The organism is Nitratireductor sp. B36 (genome assembly GCF_020833685.1).
Lineage (GTDB): Bacteria > Pseudomonadota > Alphaproteobacteria > Rhizobiales > Rhizobiaceae > Nitratireductor.
In genome coordinates this window covers 82,263-99,070 of sequence record NZ_JACKZY010000004.1, presented here as the reverse complement: position 1 = coordinate 99,070, position 16,808 = coordinate 82,263, and the positions used below count along the sequence as shown (strand labels likewise).

The window sequence follows — 16,808 nt, the reverse complement described above, 5'->3', positions numbered from 1 at the left end:
CCTGCCTTTGCGGGAGAGAATAACCGTTTCGGCTCCGTTCCATTCATGCCGTGAAAGACAGGCCGGCGCAAGCGCCGGCCGCTTCTTCGCTAGGCTCCAGCTCCGTAGCGCTGCACAAGCACGCGTTCGATGGCGCGGATGCCCTGCGCCTCCCCGCCGACCGGCGCATACGGCTTTTCGGCCGGATTCCAGCCATAAATGTCGAAATGCGCCCAGCTCTTCGCCTTCTCCACAAAACGGCCAAGGAAAAGGCCGGCAATGGGCGAGCCCGCGAAGCCATCGAGTGAGACATTGTTGATGTCGGCGATTTTAGAATCCAGACGCGAGAGATAGGGCTTCCACAGCGGCATGCGCCAGAGTGGATCGGCAACGCTCTCGGAGGCCTGGGCCAAGGCGTCTGCAAGCGCCTCATTGTCGGTGTAGAAAGGCGGCACATCGGGCCCGAGCGCGACGCGCGCCGCACCGGTCAACGTCGCCATGTCTATCAGAAGTTCCGGTTCCTCCTCATCTGCCAGGGCCATCGCATCAGCAAGCACCAGCCGCCCTTCGGCATCGGTGTTTCCGATCTCCACGGTGAGCCCCTTACGGCTGGTCAGCACATCGCCCGGACGGAAAGCATTTCCTGCGACTGCGTTCTCCACTGCCGGGATGAGGACACGAAGGCGAACATCGAGCTTTGCCGCCATGATCATCGAAGCGAGGCCGAGCACATTCGCGGCGCCGCCCATGTCTTTCTTCATGAGCAACATGCCGGCGGCGGGTTTGAGATCGAGACCGCCTGTATCGAAACAGACCCCCTTGCCTACAAGAGTGACCTTGGGCGCATTTTCCCGCCCCCATTTCAGATCGAGGAGACGTGGTGCGGCTTCAGCAGCGCGGCCGACCGCATGGATCATGGGCAGGTTTTCCTTGAGAAGGTCATCACCAAGCGTCACTGAGAGCGTCGCACCATGTTCCGAGGCGAGTGCGCGGGTGGCATCTTCAAGCGCATCAGGCCCCATATCGCCTGCAGGCGTGTTGATGAGATCGCGTGCGAGAATGCAGCCGTTGGCCAACCGCTCGACGCGACTTGCATCAACCCCTTCGGGCACGCGGAAGCGAAGTGTATTGCGCGGCTTTTTACCGTAGCGTGTGAATGCATAGGACCCGAGCAACAGGCCGAGGAGTGCAAGTTCCGCCTGTTTCGGCACATCAGCAAAGTGCCAATCGCCCTCCGGCAGTTGCCGTGCCAACGCTCCGGCAGCCAGCGGGTTGGCTGCATCTGAATTGCCAAGCCCGAAAAATGCACCGGCCAAAGCGCCACTCTCGCCCGGTATCGTCAAAACCGTGGCTGCAGCCCCTGAAAAGCCGTTTGCCTTCGCCCAGGCGATCGCTGCCTTTGGCGCCTGGCAGGCGTCCAGGGCATCCGCCTCTACCGCGTATACGGGCAAGGATGAAGCCTCTGGCGAGTTCAGGAGCGTGACGGGCATTTGGTGTCTCCTCATTTGCGTTTTGCGGCGCGTTTTAACGCTCCGTTAGGGTTAACAGAATATTTCTCTCTGGTGAGAGTGGGCCGGGAAACGGCCGAAGCCAACCGGAGGGCGCGCGCAGATGTTTACCGAACGGCGCACGAATGCAACCGTAAACAGGATCACCACAACGGCGATTGCGCTGATCATGGCGGTGTCAGTGGCTGGCTGCGCGAAGGATCGGATCACAACCGGTTCGATTAGCCGCAGTACGCCCAAGCCGGTGTCCAATGTTGCAGCGATGAGCGAATCGCAGCTGCGGGGCACCGCCGATTCGCTTGGGCGCGCCTACACCCAGAACACCAAGGACAAAGGCACCGCACTGCAATACGCTTCTGTCCTTCAGATGACCGGGCGGGTCGACCAGTCTCTCGCGGTGATGCGCAAACTTGCGATCGACCACCCCAAGGACCGCGACGTTCTGGCCGCTTATGGCAAGGCATTGGCTGCCGCCGGTGAGCTTCAGCCAGCGCTCGACGCGGTACGCCGGGCACAGACCCCGGAATACCCCGATTGGCGGCTGCAATCAGCCGAGGGTGCTATTCTGGATCAACTCGGACAGAAAGATGCAGCCCGGACGCTTTATCGTCAGGCTCTCAACCTCAAGCCGGGTGAACCCTCCGTGCTTTCGAACATGGGCATGTCGTATCTGCTTGAAGGTGACCTGAAATCAGCCGAGCACTATATGCGCCAAGCCGTACAGGCTTCCGGTGCCGACAGCCGTGTACGGCAGAACCTGGCGCTCGTCGTCGGGCTTCAGGGGCGTTTTGACGAAGCAGAACAGCTGGCTCGGCAGGAGCTTTCGCCCGAGCAGGCCGAGGCCAATGTTGCATATCTTCGTTCCATGCTCGCGCAGCAGAATGCGTGGAGCCAGATCTCGGACGACGAAAAAAAGAAGCGCCAGTAGCAACGCTTTCAAATGAGAACAGAATTAAAAAGGCCGCTTCGAGCGGCCTTTTTGGTGCGCTTAGAACAGCCCCTGTTGCTTGATCTGGATGCCTGCCGGCCCGAGAATTACGGCAAACAGAACGGGAATGAAGAAGAGGATCATGGGAACGGTGAGTTTCGGCGGTAGAGCCGCAGCCTTCTTTTCCGCCTCGTTCATCCGCATTTCCCGGCTTTCGTCTGCAAGCACCCGAAGGGCATGGCTCACCGGCGTGCCGTAGCGCTCGGCCTGGATCAAAGCCTGCGTAACGCTCTTCACCGTTTCGAGCCCTGTACGAGAAGCAAAGTTCTCGTAGGCCTGACGACGTTCCTGGAGGAAGGAGAGTTCCGCATTCGTCAGCACCAGCTCCTCGGCCAACGGGACCGACTGAATGCCGATCTCGTCTGCCACGCGCCGAAAAGCCGCTTCGATGGACATGCCCGATTCAACGCAGATCAACATCAGATCAAGGGCGTCGGGCCACGCGATCTGGATCGACTTCTTTCGCTTCGAAGCCAGATTGCTGACATAGAGCACAGGTGCGTAAAAGCCTGCATAGGCAGCAATAACACAAACGAAAAGCTTCACGAACAAGGGCTGTTCGGGAAGCCCTCCGAGGACGAAAATATAGACGATTGCGAGAAGCAGCGTGACGAAGGGGAGAATAAGCCGGAAGAAGAGAAACTTCGTCAGCGGATTCTGGCCTCGAAAGCCTGCCGTGCGCAGTTTCGCCACCGCCGCGTCATCGGCCAGCGCACGGCGCAGATCGAGCCGGTCGACGATGGCGCGCATGCCTTCCGACTGATGCTCGCGCAGGCCCCGGCGACGCTTGTCAGCTTCGGCGGCAAGACGCGCGCGCTGCCGCGCCCGCAATTCCTCGCGCTCAAGCGCGACACTTTTCATGCGCGCTTTCAGCGGGTCGCCGCCGAAAGCCGGCAGGAGCGTGAAAAGAGTGGCAAAAACCGCCACCGCGACCAGAAGCGCGATCAGGAAACTCGGTTCGATAATACTTCCGATGACGTTTGAAGGCATTGTCTAAACCTCGAAATTGATCATGTTCCGCATCACGAGAATGCCGATCGTCATCCACATGGCAGCGAAGCCGAGAATCAGATGCCCCGCGCTGGTGGTAAAGAGCGGGATGATGTAGCTCGGGCTGGTTAGGTAGACGAGGAAAGCGACGACGAAAGGCAGAGCCCCGATGATTACGGCCGATGCCTTGGCCTCCATCGACAGCGCCTGCACCTTCGCCTTCATTTTCTTGCGGTTGCGGAGAACGCGAGACAGGTTTGACAGTGCTTCGGAGAGATTGCCGCCCGCCTGAGACTGAATCTGAATGACAATGCCAAAGAAGTTCGCTTCCGGACACGGCATCGTTTCGCCCATGCGTACGCAAGCCTCCGGTGTTGAAACGCCCATTTGCTGGGCTTCCACGATCCGGCGAAACTCGGTGCGCACAGGTTCCTGAGCCTCACTGGCGATCAAGCGTATGCCATCATTGATCGGCAAGCCCGACTTTACAGCACGGACGATCACATCGAGCGAATTTGGAAACTCGTTCAGAAACGCCTTCACGCGACCACGGCGGCGCCAGGACACAAACCAGCGCGGCAAGCCCAGCGCCCCGACAATCAAGGCCCCCGGCAGCACAAGCAGCGGAGCACCCATGACGAAAACCGCCAGGGTGAACACCAACCCGCAGATGGCCGAAATGATGTAGAACCGCTCCGGTGTCACATTCATCCCAGCCTGTTTGAGCTGCATCTTGAGCGGGGGCTTGCGAACCCTGCTGTCGCGTTTCTTCTGCCGCTCTTCCAGATCCTTCAGCGAGTCCTGAATGGATTTGCGGCGCTTCGCCGTTTCGGCAACACGGTCACGCGAGGCTTTGATGGAGACCTGATCAGTCTGCGCCCGCTTGACGGAGTCCAGCCGGCGCCCGACTTTTTTCTCTGCCGTGATGTTGTTGAACATCAGCGCATAAGCCACCGCCCCGGCACTGCAGCCGGCCAGTAGAACAAACGCAATCAGTGTGATGTCCATTCCAAACATGGATTTACCTGCCCAAACCGGAACAGAAAGCCACCGGCACGTTAGTCGGTCTTCCGTTCCATCGCTTCCAGCGCATTCGCCAGACGCTGCTCTTCACCATAATACCGGGCACGATCCCAGAAATGCGGCCGTGCAATACCGGTCGACACGTGCTCGCCAATGATCTTGCCGTTCGCGTCCTCGCCCTTCATGTCATAGAGAACGAGGTCCTGCGTGATGATCACATCGCCTTCCATCCCGATCACCTCGGTGACGTGCGTGATGCGGCGCGAGCCATCGCGCAGACGCGTTGCCTGGATAATGACGTCGACCGAGCCGACGATGATTTCGCGCACCGTTTTCTGCGGCAGCGTGAAACCGCCCATGGCAACCATGGATTCGATACGATTGAGACACTCGCGCGGATTGTTGGAGTGGATGGTGCCCATCGAACCGTCATGGCCCGTGTTCATCGCCTGCAGCAGGTCGAAGACTTCTGGACCGCGCACCTCGCCCACGATGATGCGCTCAGGGCGCATGCGCAGACAGTTGCGTACGAGGTCGCGCATGGTGACCTCGCCCTCGCCTTCGAGGTTGGGAGGGCGCGTTTCTAGCCTGACCACATGCGGCTGCTGCAGCTGCAGCTCCGCGGAATCCTCGCAAGTGATGATGCGCTCGTCGAGATCAATGAAACTGGTCAGACAGTTCAGCAGCGTCGTCTTGCCCGAACCCGTGCCGCCCGAGATCAAAACGTTGCAGCGGACGCGACCGATGATCTTCAAAATCTCGGCGCCTTCCGGCGAGATGGCTCCGAAGCGCACAAGCTGATCGAGCGTCAGCTTGTCCTTCTTGAACTTACGAATGGTCAGCGACGCGCCGTCAATGGCAAGTGGCGGTGCGATGACGTTGACACGCGAACCATCGGGCAGGCGCGCATCGCAGATCGGGCTTGATTCATCGACGCGGCGGCCGACCTGGCTGACGATGCGCTGGCAGATGTTGAGCAGCTGCTGGTTGTCGCGAAAGCGTACGCCGGTCTGTTCGACCTTACCGTTCACCTCGATGTAAACATGCTCGGCACCGTTGACCATGATGTCGGCGATATCGTCTCGCGCCAGGAGCGGCTCGAGCGGACCATAACCCAACACATCGTTGCAGATGTCCTCGAGCAGTTCTTCCTGCTCGGAGATGGACATCGCGAAATTCTTGATCGCGATGATATCGTTGACGATGTCGCGGATTTCCTCGCGCGCGCTATCAGGATCGAGATTGGCGAGTTGCGAGAGATCGATGGTCTCGATCAGCGCCGAGAACACCTGGCTCTTGGTGTCGTAATAAGATTCGCTGCGCACGCGGGGGGGCTGAGGCGATCGTGCCGGCGGGGGTGGCGCGGATGGAGTGGGTCTGGGGGCCTCCACACGCGGCCGAGGTGGTTCCTGCGGCGCTGGCGCCGTGTTCTGCAGGCTCGCGGGAGCTGGCCGTTCCGGCGTCAATACGTCGGTGCCGCCCGAAAAGGTTTTCGGGGTTTCGGTGTGCGGCGCTGTGGTATGCGGGACGCCTGCCCCTCTCTTTCCGAACATCTGACGCTACCAATCCGTATCAGCTTTTGCGTTTCAACCTGCCCAGGATGCCGGACAAGCCACTCTTCTTCTTCGGCTTCACATCACGCCGACCCGTCAGCACATGGGCGAGTTCATTGATTGTCTCGACAATCGGGCTGTTGGCGTCCATTTCGCCGAGCATGCGACCGTTGTTGGCCGCATTGCCAAACAGCTGCGGCTCGAAGGGAATGGTCGCGGCCGGCGTCACGCCAAGCGGTTCGGCAAAGTCTTCCAGCGATATCTCGGGCCGCTTCGGGATGCCGGCCTGATTGAGCAGAAGAACGGGCGGCTTGTCGTTGGGCCGCAGCTTCTTCAGCGTGTCGATCAGGTTCTTCGTATTGCGCAGATTGGCGAGATCGGGCGTGGCCGTGATGACGATCTCGTCCGCCTGCGCCAGGGTTGTCTTCGTCCAGCCATTCCAGGCATGCGGCACATCGAGAACCAGGACCGGCGCCGTGCGTTGCGTGGTGTCGATGATCTGCGCGAAAGCCTCGGGATCGAAATCATACACGCGGTCGAGTGTCGAGGGCGCCGCCAGGAGGGAGAGTCTTTCCGCACACTGGGCGAGCAAGCGATCCAGATAGACCTCATCGATGCGCTCAGGCGAAAACACCGCTTCAGCGATGCCCTGTGCAGGATCCTGATCAAAGTTGATGTTGGCCGTGCCGAAAGGCAGATCCAAATCGGCGACCACGACTTCGTTCTCGAACAGGTTGGAAATCGACCACGCCACATTGTGGGCTACGGTGGACGAACCAACCCCACCCTTTGCACCGATAAACGCAATGGAGTGTCCAAGCGGCTCGGCTTCTGGATCGACAAAGATGTTCGCGATCACGCTGACAATGTCCGCCATCGAGATCGGCGCGACCACATATTCGGAAATGCCTGCTCGGATCAGCTCCCGATACAGCCAGACATCGTTGTAGTGACCGATGATGATGACTTTCGTGGAGGGGTCGCAGACCGTCGCCAACTGCTCCAGCGAGGCAAGCAATTCTCGCGGCTCGCTGGAGGATTCTACAATAACCAGGTTCGGCGTCGCCGCTGTCTGATAAAACTCAACGGCCGTCGCGACACCACCCATGTGCACCTTGAGATGGGTTTTCGCCATGCGGCGGTCTTCGCCTGCCCGCTCGATCGGATTGGCAACGCTGTCCGTCTCACAGAATGCCTGGATCGAGATCCTCGGGATCGGCCGCAACTTCTGAAGCGCTGGCGACGCGCCATCCTCGGGAGCGAGATCCTCGTGGTCCGTTTCATAGGCCAGATTGCTCATGTCATGCCCCTCGCCTAGTACGCGATCTCTCTGGTGGCCCGGAAGTCTTCGGACACCTGGCCAGGTTTATAAATGCTCTCAGCGCCACGATACTTGTCGATCACGCCCATTCGGTTCTCGGCATCGATTTCGCCCTGCTTGCGCGGCCCAAGGAAATCATTGGGGTTGGCGACCTGTGCGGCGAGGTTGTTTTGAAAGGAACAGCCGAAATTCGCGTAGTGCTTGTTATCTGTCGTTTCCAGCATGTCTTCCGGCCAACGGCCACACGGCGTGGTGGAAGCCTTGACGACAGGATAGGAGACCCGGATCGGCGGGGCCGTGTCCGGCGCAAGCGCCTGATAGGAGATCACCGATATATTTTCCGGCGGAACCCCCTGCTTCTGAAGCAAACGGGTGATCTGAGACGCAACGTTGGAGGCGCCCAGCTCGTTGACGGAACCCGACGGCACAAGCACGGAAACCGTGCCGCCGGAGCGGCGGTCATATCCATTCATGAAACCTGCCAGTGTGCCCATCTGGTCCCGTGTCATCTTACGCGCTGAAGCGGCAATCGGCAGATCGATTTCCTGCGCCTTCTCCGAGATGACGATCGGGTGATTGGTGCGATAGTCATCCGGTATGGAACCCACAATGACCGAGTCCCGCTTTGCGGCGCAGCCGGCCATGGCTACAGCCGCGCAGATAACAATTGCCGTGCCGGCGAGCCTGGCCCGATATGCGTTCCGTGTCGTGTTCTTCATCATGACCACCCCCGGCATAACCCTTCCCCAGCTCATTTGTAGATGTAGCCGACAACGCCGTGATAGCGGCCATTGGGCAGGTTGGTTTTCATGGTTCCATAGACGCGGTTGACCCGGCCAAGGAACATTCCCGCGCCATCGCTGGCGGGTGTGAAATTGTCGTCCGGCTTCGCCAATGCGTTGCGGGCCGTCGGCTTGGAAAGATACGGCGTTACGATGATCACCAGTTCCGTTTCATTGCGAACGAAATCCCGGCTTCGGAACAAGGCGCCAAGGACGGGGACCTTAGACAGTCCGGGAACCCCATTGAACGCCTGGCGGACGTCGTCCTGTACAAGGCCGGCGATCATCATCGATCCGCCGGACGGCAGCTCGACCGTGGTGTCCGCCAAACGCTTGCGGATCGAGATCGCGTTCATGCTCGAAGCGTTGCGGTAGCGCTGGCCGCGTCCCAAACCAGAGAAGAAGGTCTGGGATCCCTGCATGGTGGGTTCGGAAACCTGAGTGCGGATCTTCAGGCTGATGCGGCCGGCAGAAAGAACTGTCGGAAGGAACTCCAGACCAATGCCATAATCGATCTTTTCGACCTCGTATTTCAACGCGTTCGTATCGGGATCGATTTCCTGCGAGGTGACGATGTTGAATTCGCCACCGACGCGGAAAGTGGCTTTTTCGCCGGAGACTGCTGTCAGCGCCGGCTCGGCCAGCGTCTTCATCACGCCCGCCTGCTCCATGGCATTGATATAGGCGTCAATAAGCGATCCGCCGACCGAAAACTGTGTGGGGGAAAGCGGCTTGCCGAGCCCGAAGGCATTGTCCACCACAGCGCCCCAGGAGATCCCGTCGGCACTGCCCGAGCCGATCATGTTCACGCCAAGCTGTTTCATGACGGAGCGGCTGACCTCGGCCACCGTGACTTTGAGCGTGACCTGGTCTTCGCCAATGATCTGGATCATGTTCACGATCCGGCTCGTCTGGCGCTTCTGATCCGGGTTGTTGATCGCCACGCCGCCGCCATCGGTGGGTGCGGCCGCGCTTTGCGAGTATTGACCGGTCGTGGCCTCACCGCCGGTAACGAAGATCTGCGCAAGTTGCGCGGCGCGAGCGGCGTCCAGCGGTGTTTCAACCGTTCCGGTGAGGACCACGTTGTCGTTTATCAACTCCACATCGATATCGGAGTTGGGAATGAAACGCTTGAGATACTCTTCAAGGCCGGCGACATCTCGTTCCACCGCAAGGTCCAGACTTGCGATCTGCTCGCCATTGGCGCCAAACACAAAGATGTTGGTCTCGCCCACCTGCTTGCCGAACAGATAGATGCGCCGTGCGGTGCGGGTCACGGCGTCGGCGACCGACGGATTTGCAACCAGAATGTCGTAGGCGTCGCTCGGCAGGTCGAGCACAAGCGACTTGTTGAGACCGAGCTTTACCCGCTGGTTCACGCTGGGGCCGCCACGCGCCTTTACAACATTCTGTTGGGCAAAGGCCGCGCCATCCAGCAGAGCGGCTTGTGCGGCCAACACCGTGACGCACCCCAACAGGAGACGCGCGGTCAGTTTTAGAGTGCTGCCCATACCCCGCTCCGACAGTTTCACAGCCCTGGCATCATCCATGCGGTTCGTCATTTCCGGGTCCCCACTTCGGTGACTTCACCGGATTTGATCAGACGGACGCTGTTGCCCCTGCCTCTGCCTGAAACGAGGTAGGACCCGTCATTCTCCGATGTTTCGTTCGTATCGGTAATTGCCCGCAGTGAAAGCGTGAGACGATCAGCCATCTGCTGCGCAACCGTGATGATCTCCGCCTGCTCAGGCGTCAGTTCGAGTGTCGCGGTTTCGCCCACCTTGACGCGGCGTCCCTCTTCGTCTTCCTGAATGGTCTGATCGATCGCCAGAACCTTGATGTTCTTGAGGATGGTCTCGGTGATGAAACCGTTCGCGGTGCCGTTCTCCTGCGAGCGGCGCGTCATGATGACGTCGACGTAATCATTGGGAAGGATAAACCCGCCAGCTGAAGTATCAGCAGCAATCTGGGTTGCCACGGCACGTTTGCCCGCAGGCAGGATCGCCGACATAAAGCTCATCCCCTCGCCGATAAGCTTGGAACGCCTGAGTGGCTCCCCCGTATAGAGTGCCACGCGCGCAATGGAACTGCGCAGCTCTTCCAGCGCCTCGGGGCTATCGTTTCTGGTGATCATGTTGGCGTTGATGTTGTCCGCAGGCCAGGACTGCCAGGACAGGGCGCTGCCGAGCTCGGTTCCCATCGGGACATCCTGTCCGATGACGAGAACATCGACCAGATCGATCGCCGGCTCTTCTGGCCCCGCGCTTGCGACGGGCTGCTGCGGAGCCGGTGCCGTCAGATTTTTGGCGACATAACCGGCGCCAAGGGCAGCCAGCACGGCCACACCTAAAATGACGATCCGGGATTTGCTCATGACTCCGCCCCTTGTACTCGGACTTCCGTTGCGTGAAGCGGAGAATGGAGTGTCAATCGTCAAATTATGGTTAACGCGAACCTTACAAAAATGATTAATTCAAAGTTGAGCTATTTTCCGGGATTGCGAAACGCGAAAACGCCCCGACCGGAGATCGGGGCGTATAGACCTGTTTGAAGTTCTGCCGTTTCCGAGGACACCGCCTTGGATGTCCAGGTCAGGTTGCTAGACCCCGGCCAGACTGGCGAGCGCCCATTGAACAAACGGCGTTTCGGGATAGGCGAAAAGACCGGCAGTGCCCAGCGCGATGCCATAGGGGATTCCCGCCTTGTGATCCGCGAGGTTCCGCAACAGGACGTTGTTGACCGAGACGTAGCCTATGTACGAGTTCCTGAATTTGAGGATCAGGAGCGTGAGAGCACCACCCAGCAGCGCTGCGGTCAAAAAATACTGTATGAGAACCGGACTGAAGCCGAACCAGATTGCGGTGGCTGCCATCAGTTTTGCATCTCCGCCACCCATGCCGCCAAAGGCAAAAAGGGCAAACGTCACCGCCAAAACGAGCACCCCTGCCGCCAGATGCAATCCGATTTGTGCCCAGTCCATGCCGATCATCGGCGCGGCGATAGCGAAAGTGGCAAGAAGCAACACGGACACACGGTTCGCTATGGTCATGGACAGCAGGTCCGAGACCGCGGCAAAAACCATACAGAAGGGAAACACCACAAGAACGATTGCTTCAAGCATGCCATGACACCTCAGTTTCCCTTGGATTATCCCGATCGCCGCTTAAAACTTGATGAATTGACGATTTGTGACGCGAAACGACAAAGGCCGCTCCTCCAGTAGAGAAGCGGCCCCAATCTCTGGAACAATCCAGTCGGACGTTCTTAGTTGCCCGGCAGGTCGTCTGCGATGCCCTGGAAGGTGTCGCTCAGCTTGCCGCCGAGTGCAGTGGCGCCAGCAACGATACCGAGAGCGATCAGAGCAGCCAGAAGGCCGTACTCGATAGCGGTTGCGCCGGACTCGTCTTTCATGAAACGTGCAAACAGATTAGCCATTTGGGAAAACTCCTCTTCCGCGTTTTGTTCAGCAAGACCGTCAACGTTTTTTGTTGTGTTGATCGGATGGCCTGACCATACGAGGGAGCTCTTTCAACCTGCTTAAGAAACACCCTTACCAAAACCTTGCCGCCTGAAAGCGCGGGTGTTGGTTAACACGTTCATAAAGTACACGGCGGCGGATGGTTCGCCGGAACTCTTTATATATAACAACGAGAATCCGAGAACTTTCCCACTCGCTCAGCGGGCACTTAACCCTTGGTTCACCAATCAGGTTCATACTCTCTTCAGCTTGACGTGGGGAGCAGGGTGATGCGCGCCGTATTTTCCAAAACCGGAACTGCCTTGAAAATAGTGTTCCTGACCGCTGGTCTGATTGCGCTGCCGGGAATAACTTCGGCAAACGAGGCAGCCATCGAAGTTGTGATGAACCAGGCGAAAATCGTCAAACTCGCGCGTGAAGCCGACACGATCGTGATCGGCAACCCCGAAATCGCTGACGCAGCCGTGCAGGACGCGACCACCATCGTTCTCACGGGGAAGGGTTTCGGCGTGACCAATCTCGTCGTACTCGACATCGACGGCCAGCCGATCGTCGACGAACAGGTTATGGTCAGCCGGCAGTCGGCCAGTTCCGTGCGCATTTACCGCCGTGCCAATGTCCAGACGCTTTCCTGCACCCCCTACTGCGAGAGTTCCTACAAGACCGACGCTGAGCGGGCCTCGGAAGCCGAGATCAGCGCCAACCAATAGGGCGCACGACGATGCGGGCTTGATGAGCGCTCGGACCAGTCCGGGAGAAGGTTTGCAGAGCGTAAACAAAAACTCTGCAATTTGACCTGCCGTCAAAACCGGAATGCAACCGGGGCTGGTTATAGTCCTCCCTGACAACGCACACTTCAGGGGTCGGTTATGGGCGATCAGACAAAAGGCAAAGCGCGCAGCGCGCCAAATCGGCGCCGTGTGCTGGGCCGTTTTATCAAGAACGAGGAAGGCGTGGCAGCCATCGAGGTTGCCTTTCTCGGTCTTCCGTTCTTTTTCCTGATCTTCGTGATCCTGGAGGCCTGCATAGGCTTTGCAGCGCAGCAATTGCTTGCCAACGCAACGGACGACGTTGCTCGGTTGTTTCGTACCGGCCAGGTACGAGCCAGCGAATTGAACGAGACGAAACTGCGCGACCTGCTGTGCGACCGCATGTCCATACTGATGTCGGAGACCTGTCCTGGGCTCGAAGTCGATCTAAGGCAATTCGACACATTCGAAGACGCCGCCAAATCGAGCCTCGGCTTCAATGACGACGGAAGCATCGATACGAAAACCGATCTGGGTCCGGCACTCACGAAGAACATGATGCGCGTCTACTACCGCTGGCCGGTGGTAACAAACCTGCTGGCAGATCGGCTTCCTGACGGCAAGCTTCTGCTTTTCTCATCGAACACCTGGCAAAACGAGCCGTTCTAACTGTTGGCAATAGGTCGTTGGGGGACCAGGCAATGACAATCAATCACAAAACAACGGGCGCCATACGGGGCGGATTCTTATCCACTCTGGGGGCCTTCGCGCGCAACAAGCGGGGCGTTGCTGCAATCGAATTCGCCATCATCGCGCCCATCCTCTTTGCGATGTACTTTCTGACCTTGGAGTTCAGTCAGGCAATCGACGTCAACAAGAAGCTCAGTCGCGCTGCCAACATGGCGGGTGACCTTGTCGCGCAACAGCCATCGATCACAGCCAGTGAGATCGATGCCGTGATGAAGATCGGTAGCGCCATTCTGAAGCCCTACAATCGTACGATGCCGACCATGACGCTCACCGCGATCCAGGTCACCGACGAGACCACCCCGAAGATCAAGGTTGTCTGGTCGCGTGAACTCAAAAATGGAACCGCATCCACCGGTCTGCCCAAGGGCAGCACCACCACACTGCCCGCCGAACTGAACATCAAGGGGGCTTTCTACATCCGTGCGACCGCTGCGCTCGGGTATAAACCCATTCTCGCCTGGTCGAAGGACGGCACCAAAACGACCGGTCTGACGGCAATGGCTGGTCTCGACAATCTGCAGATGAGCGAACGTTTCTACCTTCGTCCGCGCATGAGCAGCACTGTGCCCTGCGACGATTGCTAACGGGTAAGGGATCACCCGCAAAAACAAGCCCCTGGCAAACAGCCCTTCCGATATCCGTCTCATCCCGAGAAGATTGAACGGAACATTCGCTCACCTGGAATGTCAGCATGTATGGAGAGATCGGGTCATTCCACCCGGTTGTGAAATGCTCTATGTCTTTGACGAGGGCCAGCAACAGTGAGCGAATATGGTGGGCGCATTCCTTTTTGTACCGAAGCCTCTCGGCAAACAGCTTTCCCCAGCCCAAGAACCGGTCAGCTTGGTTGGTCAATTTGAGCCGCATACCGCCTTCCTCACCGCGCCTCATGGGCGATCTCTGCTGATTGAGCTTACCCGAAATGCCTGAGTTGCCCGAGGTCGAAACCGTCCGCCGCGGACTGCAGCCGATCATGGAGGGAGCGCATATCGATTCCCTGGAGCTCAGGCGTCCGGATCTGCGTTTTCCATTTCCCAGGGGATTTGCCGAGCGGCTTCGCGGACAGGAGATCATCGCGCTTGGCCGGCGGGCAAAGTACCTCCTGATCCATCTCGAAACCTCCGAGGTGGTGGTTTGCCATTTGGGCATGTCGGGATCGTTTCGTGTCGATGAGGATGACGACAGGGAACATACCCCCGGCGCGTTTCATCATCCGCGCTCGAAAGCGGAGAAGCACGACCACGCGGTCTTTCATCTGACGGCGGGCGACGGGCGCAGTCTTCGTGTCATCTACAACGATCCGCGTCGGTTCGGTTTCATGCTTCTGCATGAGGAGGGGCCGCTGGACAGCCATCCGCTTTTGGCCACGCTCGGCGTCGAACCAACTGGAAACACTCTGGATGGTGCGTTGCTTGCTGAGCGTCTGCGAGGGAAGCGAGCACCGCTGAAGGCGGTTTTGCTGGATCAGCGCGTGATTGCCGGGCTCGGCAATATCTATGTCTGCGAGGCATTGTGGCGGGCAAGACTCTCACCGAAACGCAGCGCCGACACAATCGTCGCCCAACGCGGACCATCCGAACGATGCGAGCGACTGGCGGTTTCGATCCGGGCTGTCATTGCCGAGGCGATCGCGGCAGGCGGGTCATCCCTGCGTGATTATGTGAAAGCAGACGGATCTCTGGGGTATTTTCAGCATTCCTTCAAGGTATATGGCCGAGAGGGGCAATTATGCGCTCATGAGGAATGCAGCGGCACCGTTCGCCGCATTGTGCAGAGCGGGCGGTCTACCTTTTATTGTCCGACCTGCCAGCGCTAGCAATTCAAGGAAAACGGAGAGGAATTCAGATCATGGCATATGAGACGATTCTGGTTGAAACGCGGGAGCGGGTCGGGCTGATCACGCTGAACCGACCGAAGGCGCTGAATGCGCTCAATTCCAAAGTGCTTGAGGAAGTGGTGGGTGCACTGGAGGCGTTCGACGAGAACCCCCGAATAGGCGCCATCGTGATCACCGGGTCGGAAAAGGCCTTTGCGGCTGGCGCCGATATCAAGGAAATGGCTTCGAAGTCCTATGTGGACGCCTATATGGAAGACCTCTTCGCAGGATGGGAAGGGCTGACGCGCGTGCGCAAGCCGATCATCGCTGCGGTTGCGGGGTATGCGCTGGGCGGGGGCTGCGAGCTCGCGATGATGTGCGACTTCATCATTGCAGCCGAGAACGCGAAATTCGGTCAGCCCGAGATCACGCTTGGTGTCATGCCCGGGATGGGGGGATCGCAACGGCTGACCCGTTTTGTGGGCAAGTCGAAAGCCATGGACATGTGCCTGACAGGCCGGTTCATGGAGGCGGAGGAAGCGGAACGCTCCGGCCTCGTTTCGAGGGTCGTGCCCCCCGGAGAGCTGATTGAAGAGGCTTTGAAGGCGGCAGAAACCATCGCTGGGTTCTCTCTACCGGCCGTGATGATGACCAAGGAGGCCGTGAACCGTTCCTATGAAACCACTCTCGCCGAGGGCCTGCGCTTCGAGCGACGGGTGTTCCACGCAATGTTCGCACTGGACGACCAGAAGGAAGGGATGGCAGCATTTACAGAAAAGCGCTCTGCCAATTTCAAGAATCGCTGAGCGCGGAAGCAAGGTGGAGGGTATAGACGCCAATAGGCGTTGACGTTGGCCGAAAGCTCCACTATAAGCCGCCACGACTGTGGTGGCCCTGCGGCTGCCCTTTTTGTTTTGCGCCCGCGAGGCATTCATCGCGGCAGGATCTGTAGATACAAGAGAGGAAACATGGCCAACACGACTTCGGCCAAGAAGGCGGTGCGCAAGATTGCTCGCCGCACTGCGGTTAACAAGAACCGTCGCTCGCGTGTGCGCAGCTTCGTTCGCAAGGTCGAAGAAGCTCTGGCCTCCGGCGACAAGGCAGCAGCTGAAAGCGCGTTCAAGGCAGCTCAGCCCGAGCTTATGCGCGCTGCCGGCAAAGGCGTCTTGCATCGCAACACGGCTTCCCGCAAGGTTTCACGCCTTGCCCAGCGCGTGAAGGCACTTGGCGCCTAATACGCCTCATTAAGCGTTTCGATGAACCCGGCCATCCAGCCGGGTTTTTCTTTGCCCTTCAGAAAGGCCGCCTTTCGACAACCCTGTGTTGTTGCGGGGTGGCCTTTTTTGATATGTGACCGTAAGTGTTTGAGAATCGTATTATTTTCGTCACATAAGCAGGACGTTAATTTTTGCGCCAGGTGATTTTCCTGAAACATTTCCGATGGTTACAGAGGTTTATCCACAGGTTGCTCATGTCACGGCGAGCGCGAAATGCGGGCTGAAATGTCAAGTGTTTTTTTATGATTTTTTTTCGCCGCGCTCTTCAAACACACTTATCTGGAAAAGGCTTTTGAATCCAAAAGGCTTATCCAGCCGGCCCGCGGGCGATGCCTATTTTTGCGCTCCGCACAAGACCAGATTCGAGAAAAAAGCGGCAGCCCTGCCCTTGCCCTTTCCACAAGGATTTCGGTAATGTCAGGCCATCGAGAGGGCAGGAAAAGCCCGGCGACTTAAGCCCAAATCGGCACCTATTGCGACGCGGTTTTTTTTCCGCGCGGGTGTTTCGTGCGCTCTCGGAAGCTGCCTCGTCAGCTCGCTTGTCGGGGATCCACTGATGGCGCATTCGCGTCAAGATCAGACGAGCACAAGTGG

The 16,808-nt window shown here is 58.5% G+C and carries 17 protein-coding genes; 7 read left to right on the top strand and 10 right to left on the bottom strand.

What is annotated here, in order from left to right; translation table 11 throughout:
* Positions 1-89: 89 nt before the first annotated feature.
* Positions 90-1,469, bottom strand: a complete 1,380-nt coding sequence (locus H7H48_RS16690) for a M17 family metallopeptidase (protein ID WP_229450187.1) — start codon at positions 1,467-1,469, stop codon at positions 90-92.
* 121 nt (positions 1,470-1,590) lie between these two features.
* Here H7H48_RS16690 and H7H48_RS16685 point away from each other — a divergent pair, with 121 nt between their 5' ends.
* Positions 1,591-2,415: a tetratricopeptide repeat protein gene (locus H7H48_RS16685; RefSeq protein WP_229450186.1), complete on the top strand. Its 825-nt coding sequence runs from the start codon at positions 1,591-1,593 to the stop codon at positions 2,413-2,415.
* A 60-nt stretch (positions 2,416-2,475) separates the two neighbouring features.
* Here the strand turns inward: H7H48_RS16685 and H7H48_RS16680 are convergent, their stop codons facing one another.
* The 9 genes from H7H48_RS16680 to H7H48_RS16640 all read right to left on the bottom strand — a co-directional run bounded on the left by H7H48_RS16680 (position 2,476) and on the right by H7H48_RS16640 (position 11,579).
* A complete protein-coding gene (locus H7H48_RS16680; protein WP_229450185.1) occupies positions 2,476-3,465 on the bottom strand; it encodes a type II secretion system F family protein in 990 nt (329 codons plus the stop codon).
* A gap of 3 nt (positions 3,466-3,468) precedes the next feature.
* A complete protein-coding gene (locus tag H7H48_RS16675) occupies positions 3,469-4,482 on the bottom strand; it encodes a type II secretion system F family protein (protein WP_229450184.1) in 1,014 nt (337 codons plus the stop codon).
* A 41-nt stretch (positions 4,483-4,523) separates the two neighbouring features.
* Positions 4,524-6,041, bottom strand: coding sequence for a CpaF family protein (locus H7H48_RS16670; protein WP_229450183.1), 1,518 nt, complete (start codon positions 6,039-6,041; stop codon positions 4,524-4,526).
* Between the two features lie 19 nt (positions 6,042-6,060).
* The gene (locus H7H48_RS16665) at positions 6,061-7,341 is read right to left on the bottom strand and encodes a CpaE family protein (protein ID WP_229450182.1); all 1,281 of its coding nucleotides are present in this window, start codon (positions 7,339-7,341) and stop codon (positions 6,061-6,063) included.
* A 14-nt stretch (positions 7,342-7,355) separates the two neighbouring features.
* Complete coding sequence (locus tag H7H48_RS16660; protein WP_229450181.1) at positions 7,356-8,084, bottom strand: CpaD family pilus assembly lipoprotein; 729 nt, start codon at positions 8,082-8,084, stop codon at positions 7,356-7,358.
* A gap of 29 nt (positions 8,085-8,113) precedes the next feature.
* Entirely contained in the window at positions 8,114-9,655 is a 1,542-nt protein-coding gene (locus H7H48_RS16655) for a type II and III secretion system protein family protein (protein WP_370633423.1), read from the bottom strand.
* Positions 9,656-9,702: 47 nt separating this feature from the next.
* The gene (gene cpaB / locus H7H48_RS16650; RefSeq protein WP_229450180.1) at positions 9,703-10,518 is read right to left on the bottom strand and encodes a Flp pilus assembly protein CpaB; all 816 of its coding nucleotides are present in this window, start codon (positions 10,516-10,518) and stop codon (positions 9,703-9,705) included.
* A gap of 225 nt (positions 10,519-10,743) precedes the next feature.
* A complete protein-coding gene (locus H7H48_RS16645; RefSeq protein ID WP_229450179.1) occupies positions 10,744-11,265 on the bottom strand; it encodes a prepilin peptidase in 522 nt (173 codons plus the stop codon).
* Between the two features lie 143 nt (positions 11,266-11,408).
* A complete protein-coding gene (locus H7H48_RS16640) occupies positions 11,409-11,579 on the bottom strand; it encodes a Flp family type IVb pilin (RefSeq protein WP_223019311.1) in 171 nt (56 codons plus the stop codon).
* 312 nt (positions 11,580-11,891) lie between these two features.
* On the opposite strand from H7H48_RS16640, the gene H7H48_RS16635 reads away from it, so the two are divergent.
* The 6 genes from H7H48_RS16635 (at position 11,892) to rpsT (ending at position 16,172) form a co-directional block, all read left to right on the top strand.
* Positions 11,892-12,332 (top strand): pilus assembly protein N-terminal domain-containing protein, encoded by a 441-nt coding sequence (locus H7H48_RS16635; protein ID WP_255664031.1) that lies wholly within the window; start codon positions 11,892-11,894, stop codon positions 12,330-12,332.
* Between the two features lie 159 nt (positions 12,333-12,491).
* On the top strand, positions 12,492-13,040 hold the full coding sequence (locus tag H7H48_RS16630) for a TadE/TadG family type IV pilus assembly protein (RefSeq protein ID WP_229450178.1): 549 nt from the start codon (positions 12,492-12,494) through the stop codon (positions 13,038-13,040).
* A gap of 32 nt (positions 13,041-13,072) precedes the next feature.
* Positions 13,073-13,705 (top strand): TadE/TadG family type IV pilus assembly protein, encoded by a 633-nt coding sequence (locus H7H48_RS16625; protein WP_229450177.1) that lies wholly within the window; start codon positions 13,073-13,075, stop codon positions 13,703-13,705.
* Positions 13,706-14,043: 338 nt separating this feature from the next.
* Positions 14,044-14,937 (top strand): bifunctional DNA-formamidopyrimidine glycosylase/DNA-(apurinic or apyrimidinic site) lyase, encoded by an 894-nt coding sequence (gene mutM, locus H7H48_RS16620; RefSeq protein WP_229450176.1) that lies wholly within the window; start codon positions 14,044-14,046, stop codon positions 14,935-14,937.
* A gap of 32 nt (positions 14,938-14,969) precedes the next feature.
* On the top strand, positions 14,970-15,743 hold the full coding sequence (locus tag H7H48_RS16615; RefSeq protein ID WP_229450175.1) for an enoyl-CoA hydratase: 774 nt from the start codon (positions 14,970-14,972) through the stop codon (positions 15,741-15,743).
* Positions 15,744-15,905: 162 nt separating this feature from the next.
* A complete protein-coding gene (gene rpsT / locus H7H48_RS16610; RefSeq protein WP_223019305.1) occupies positions 15,906-16,172 on the top strand; it encodes a 30S ribosomal protein S20 in 267 nt (88 codons plus the stop codon).
* The last annotated feature ends 636 nt before the right edge of the window (positions 16,173-16,808 follow it).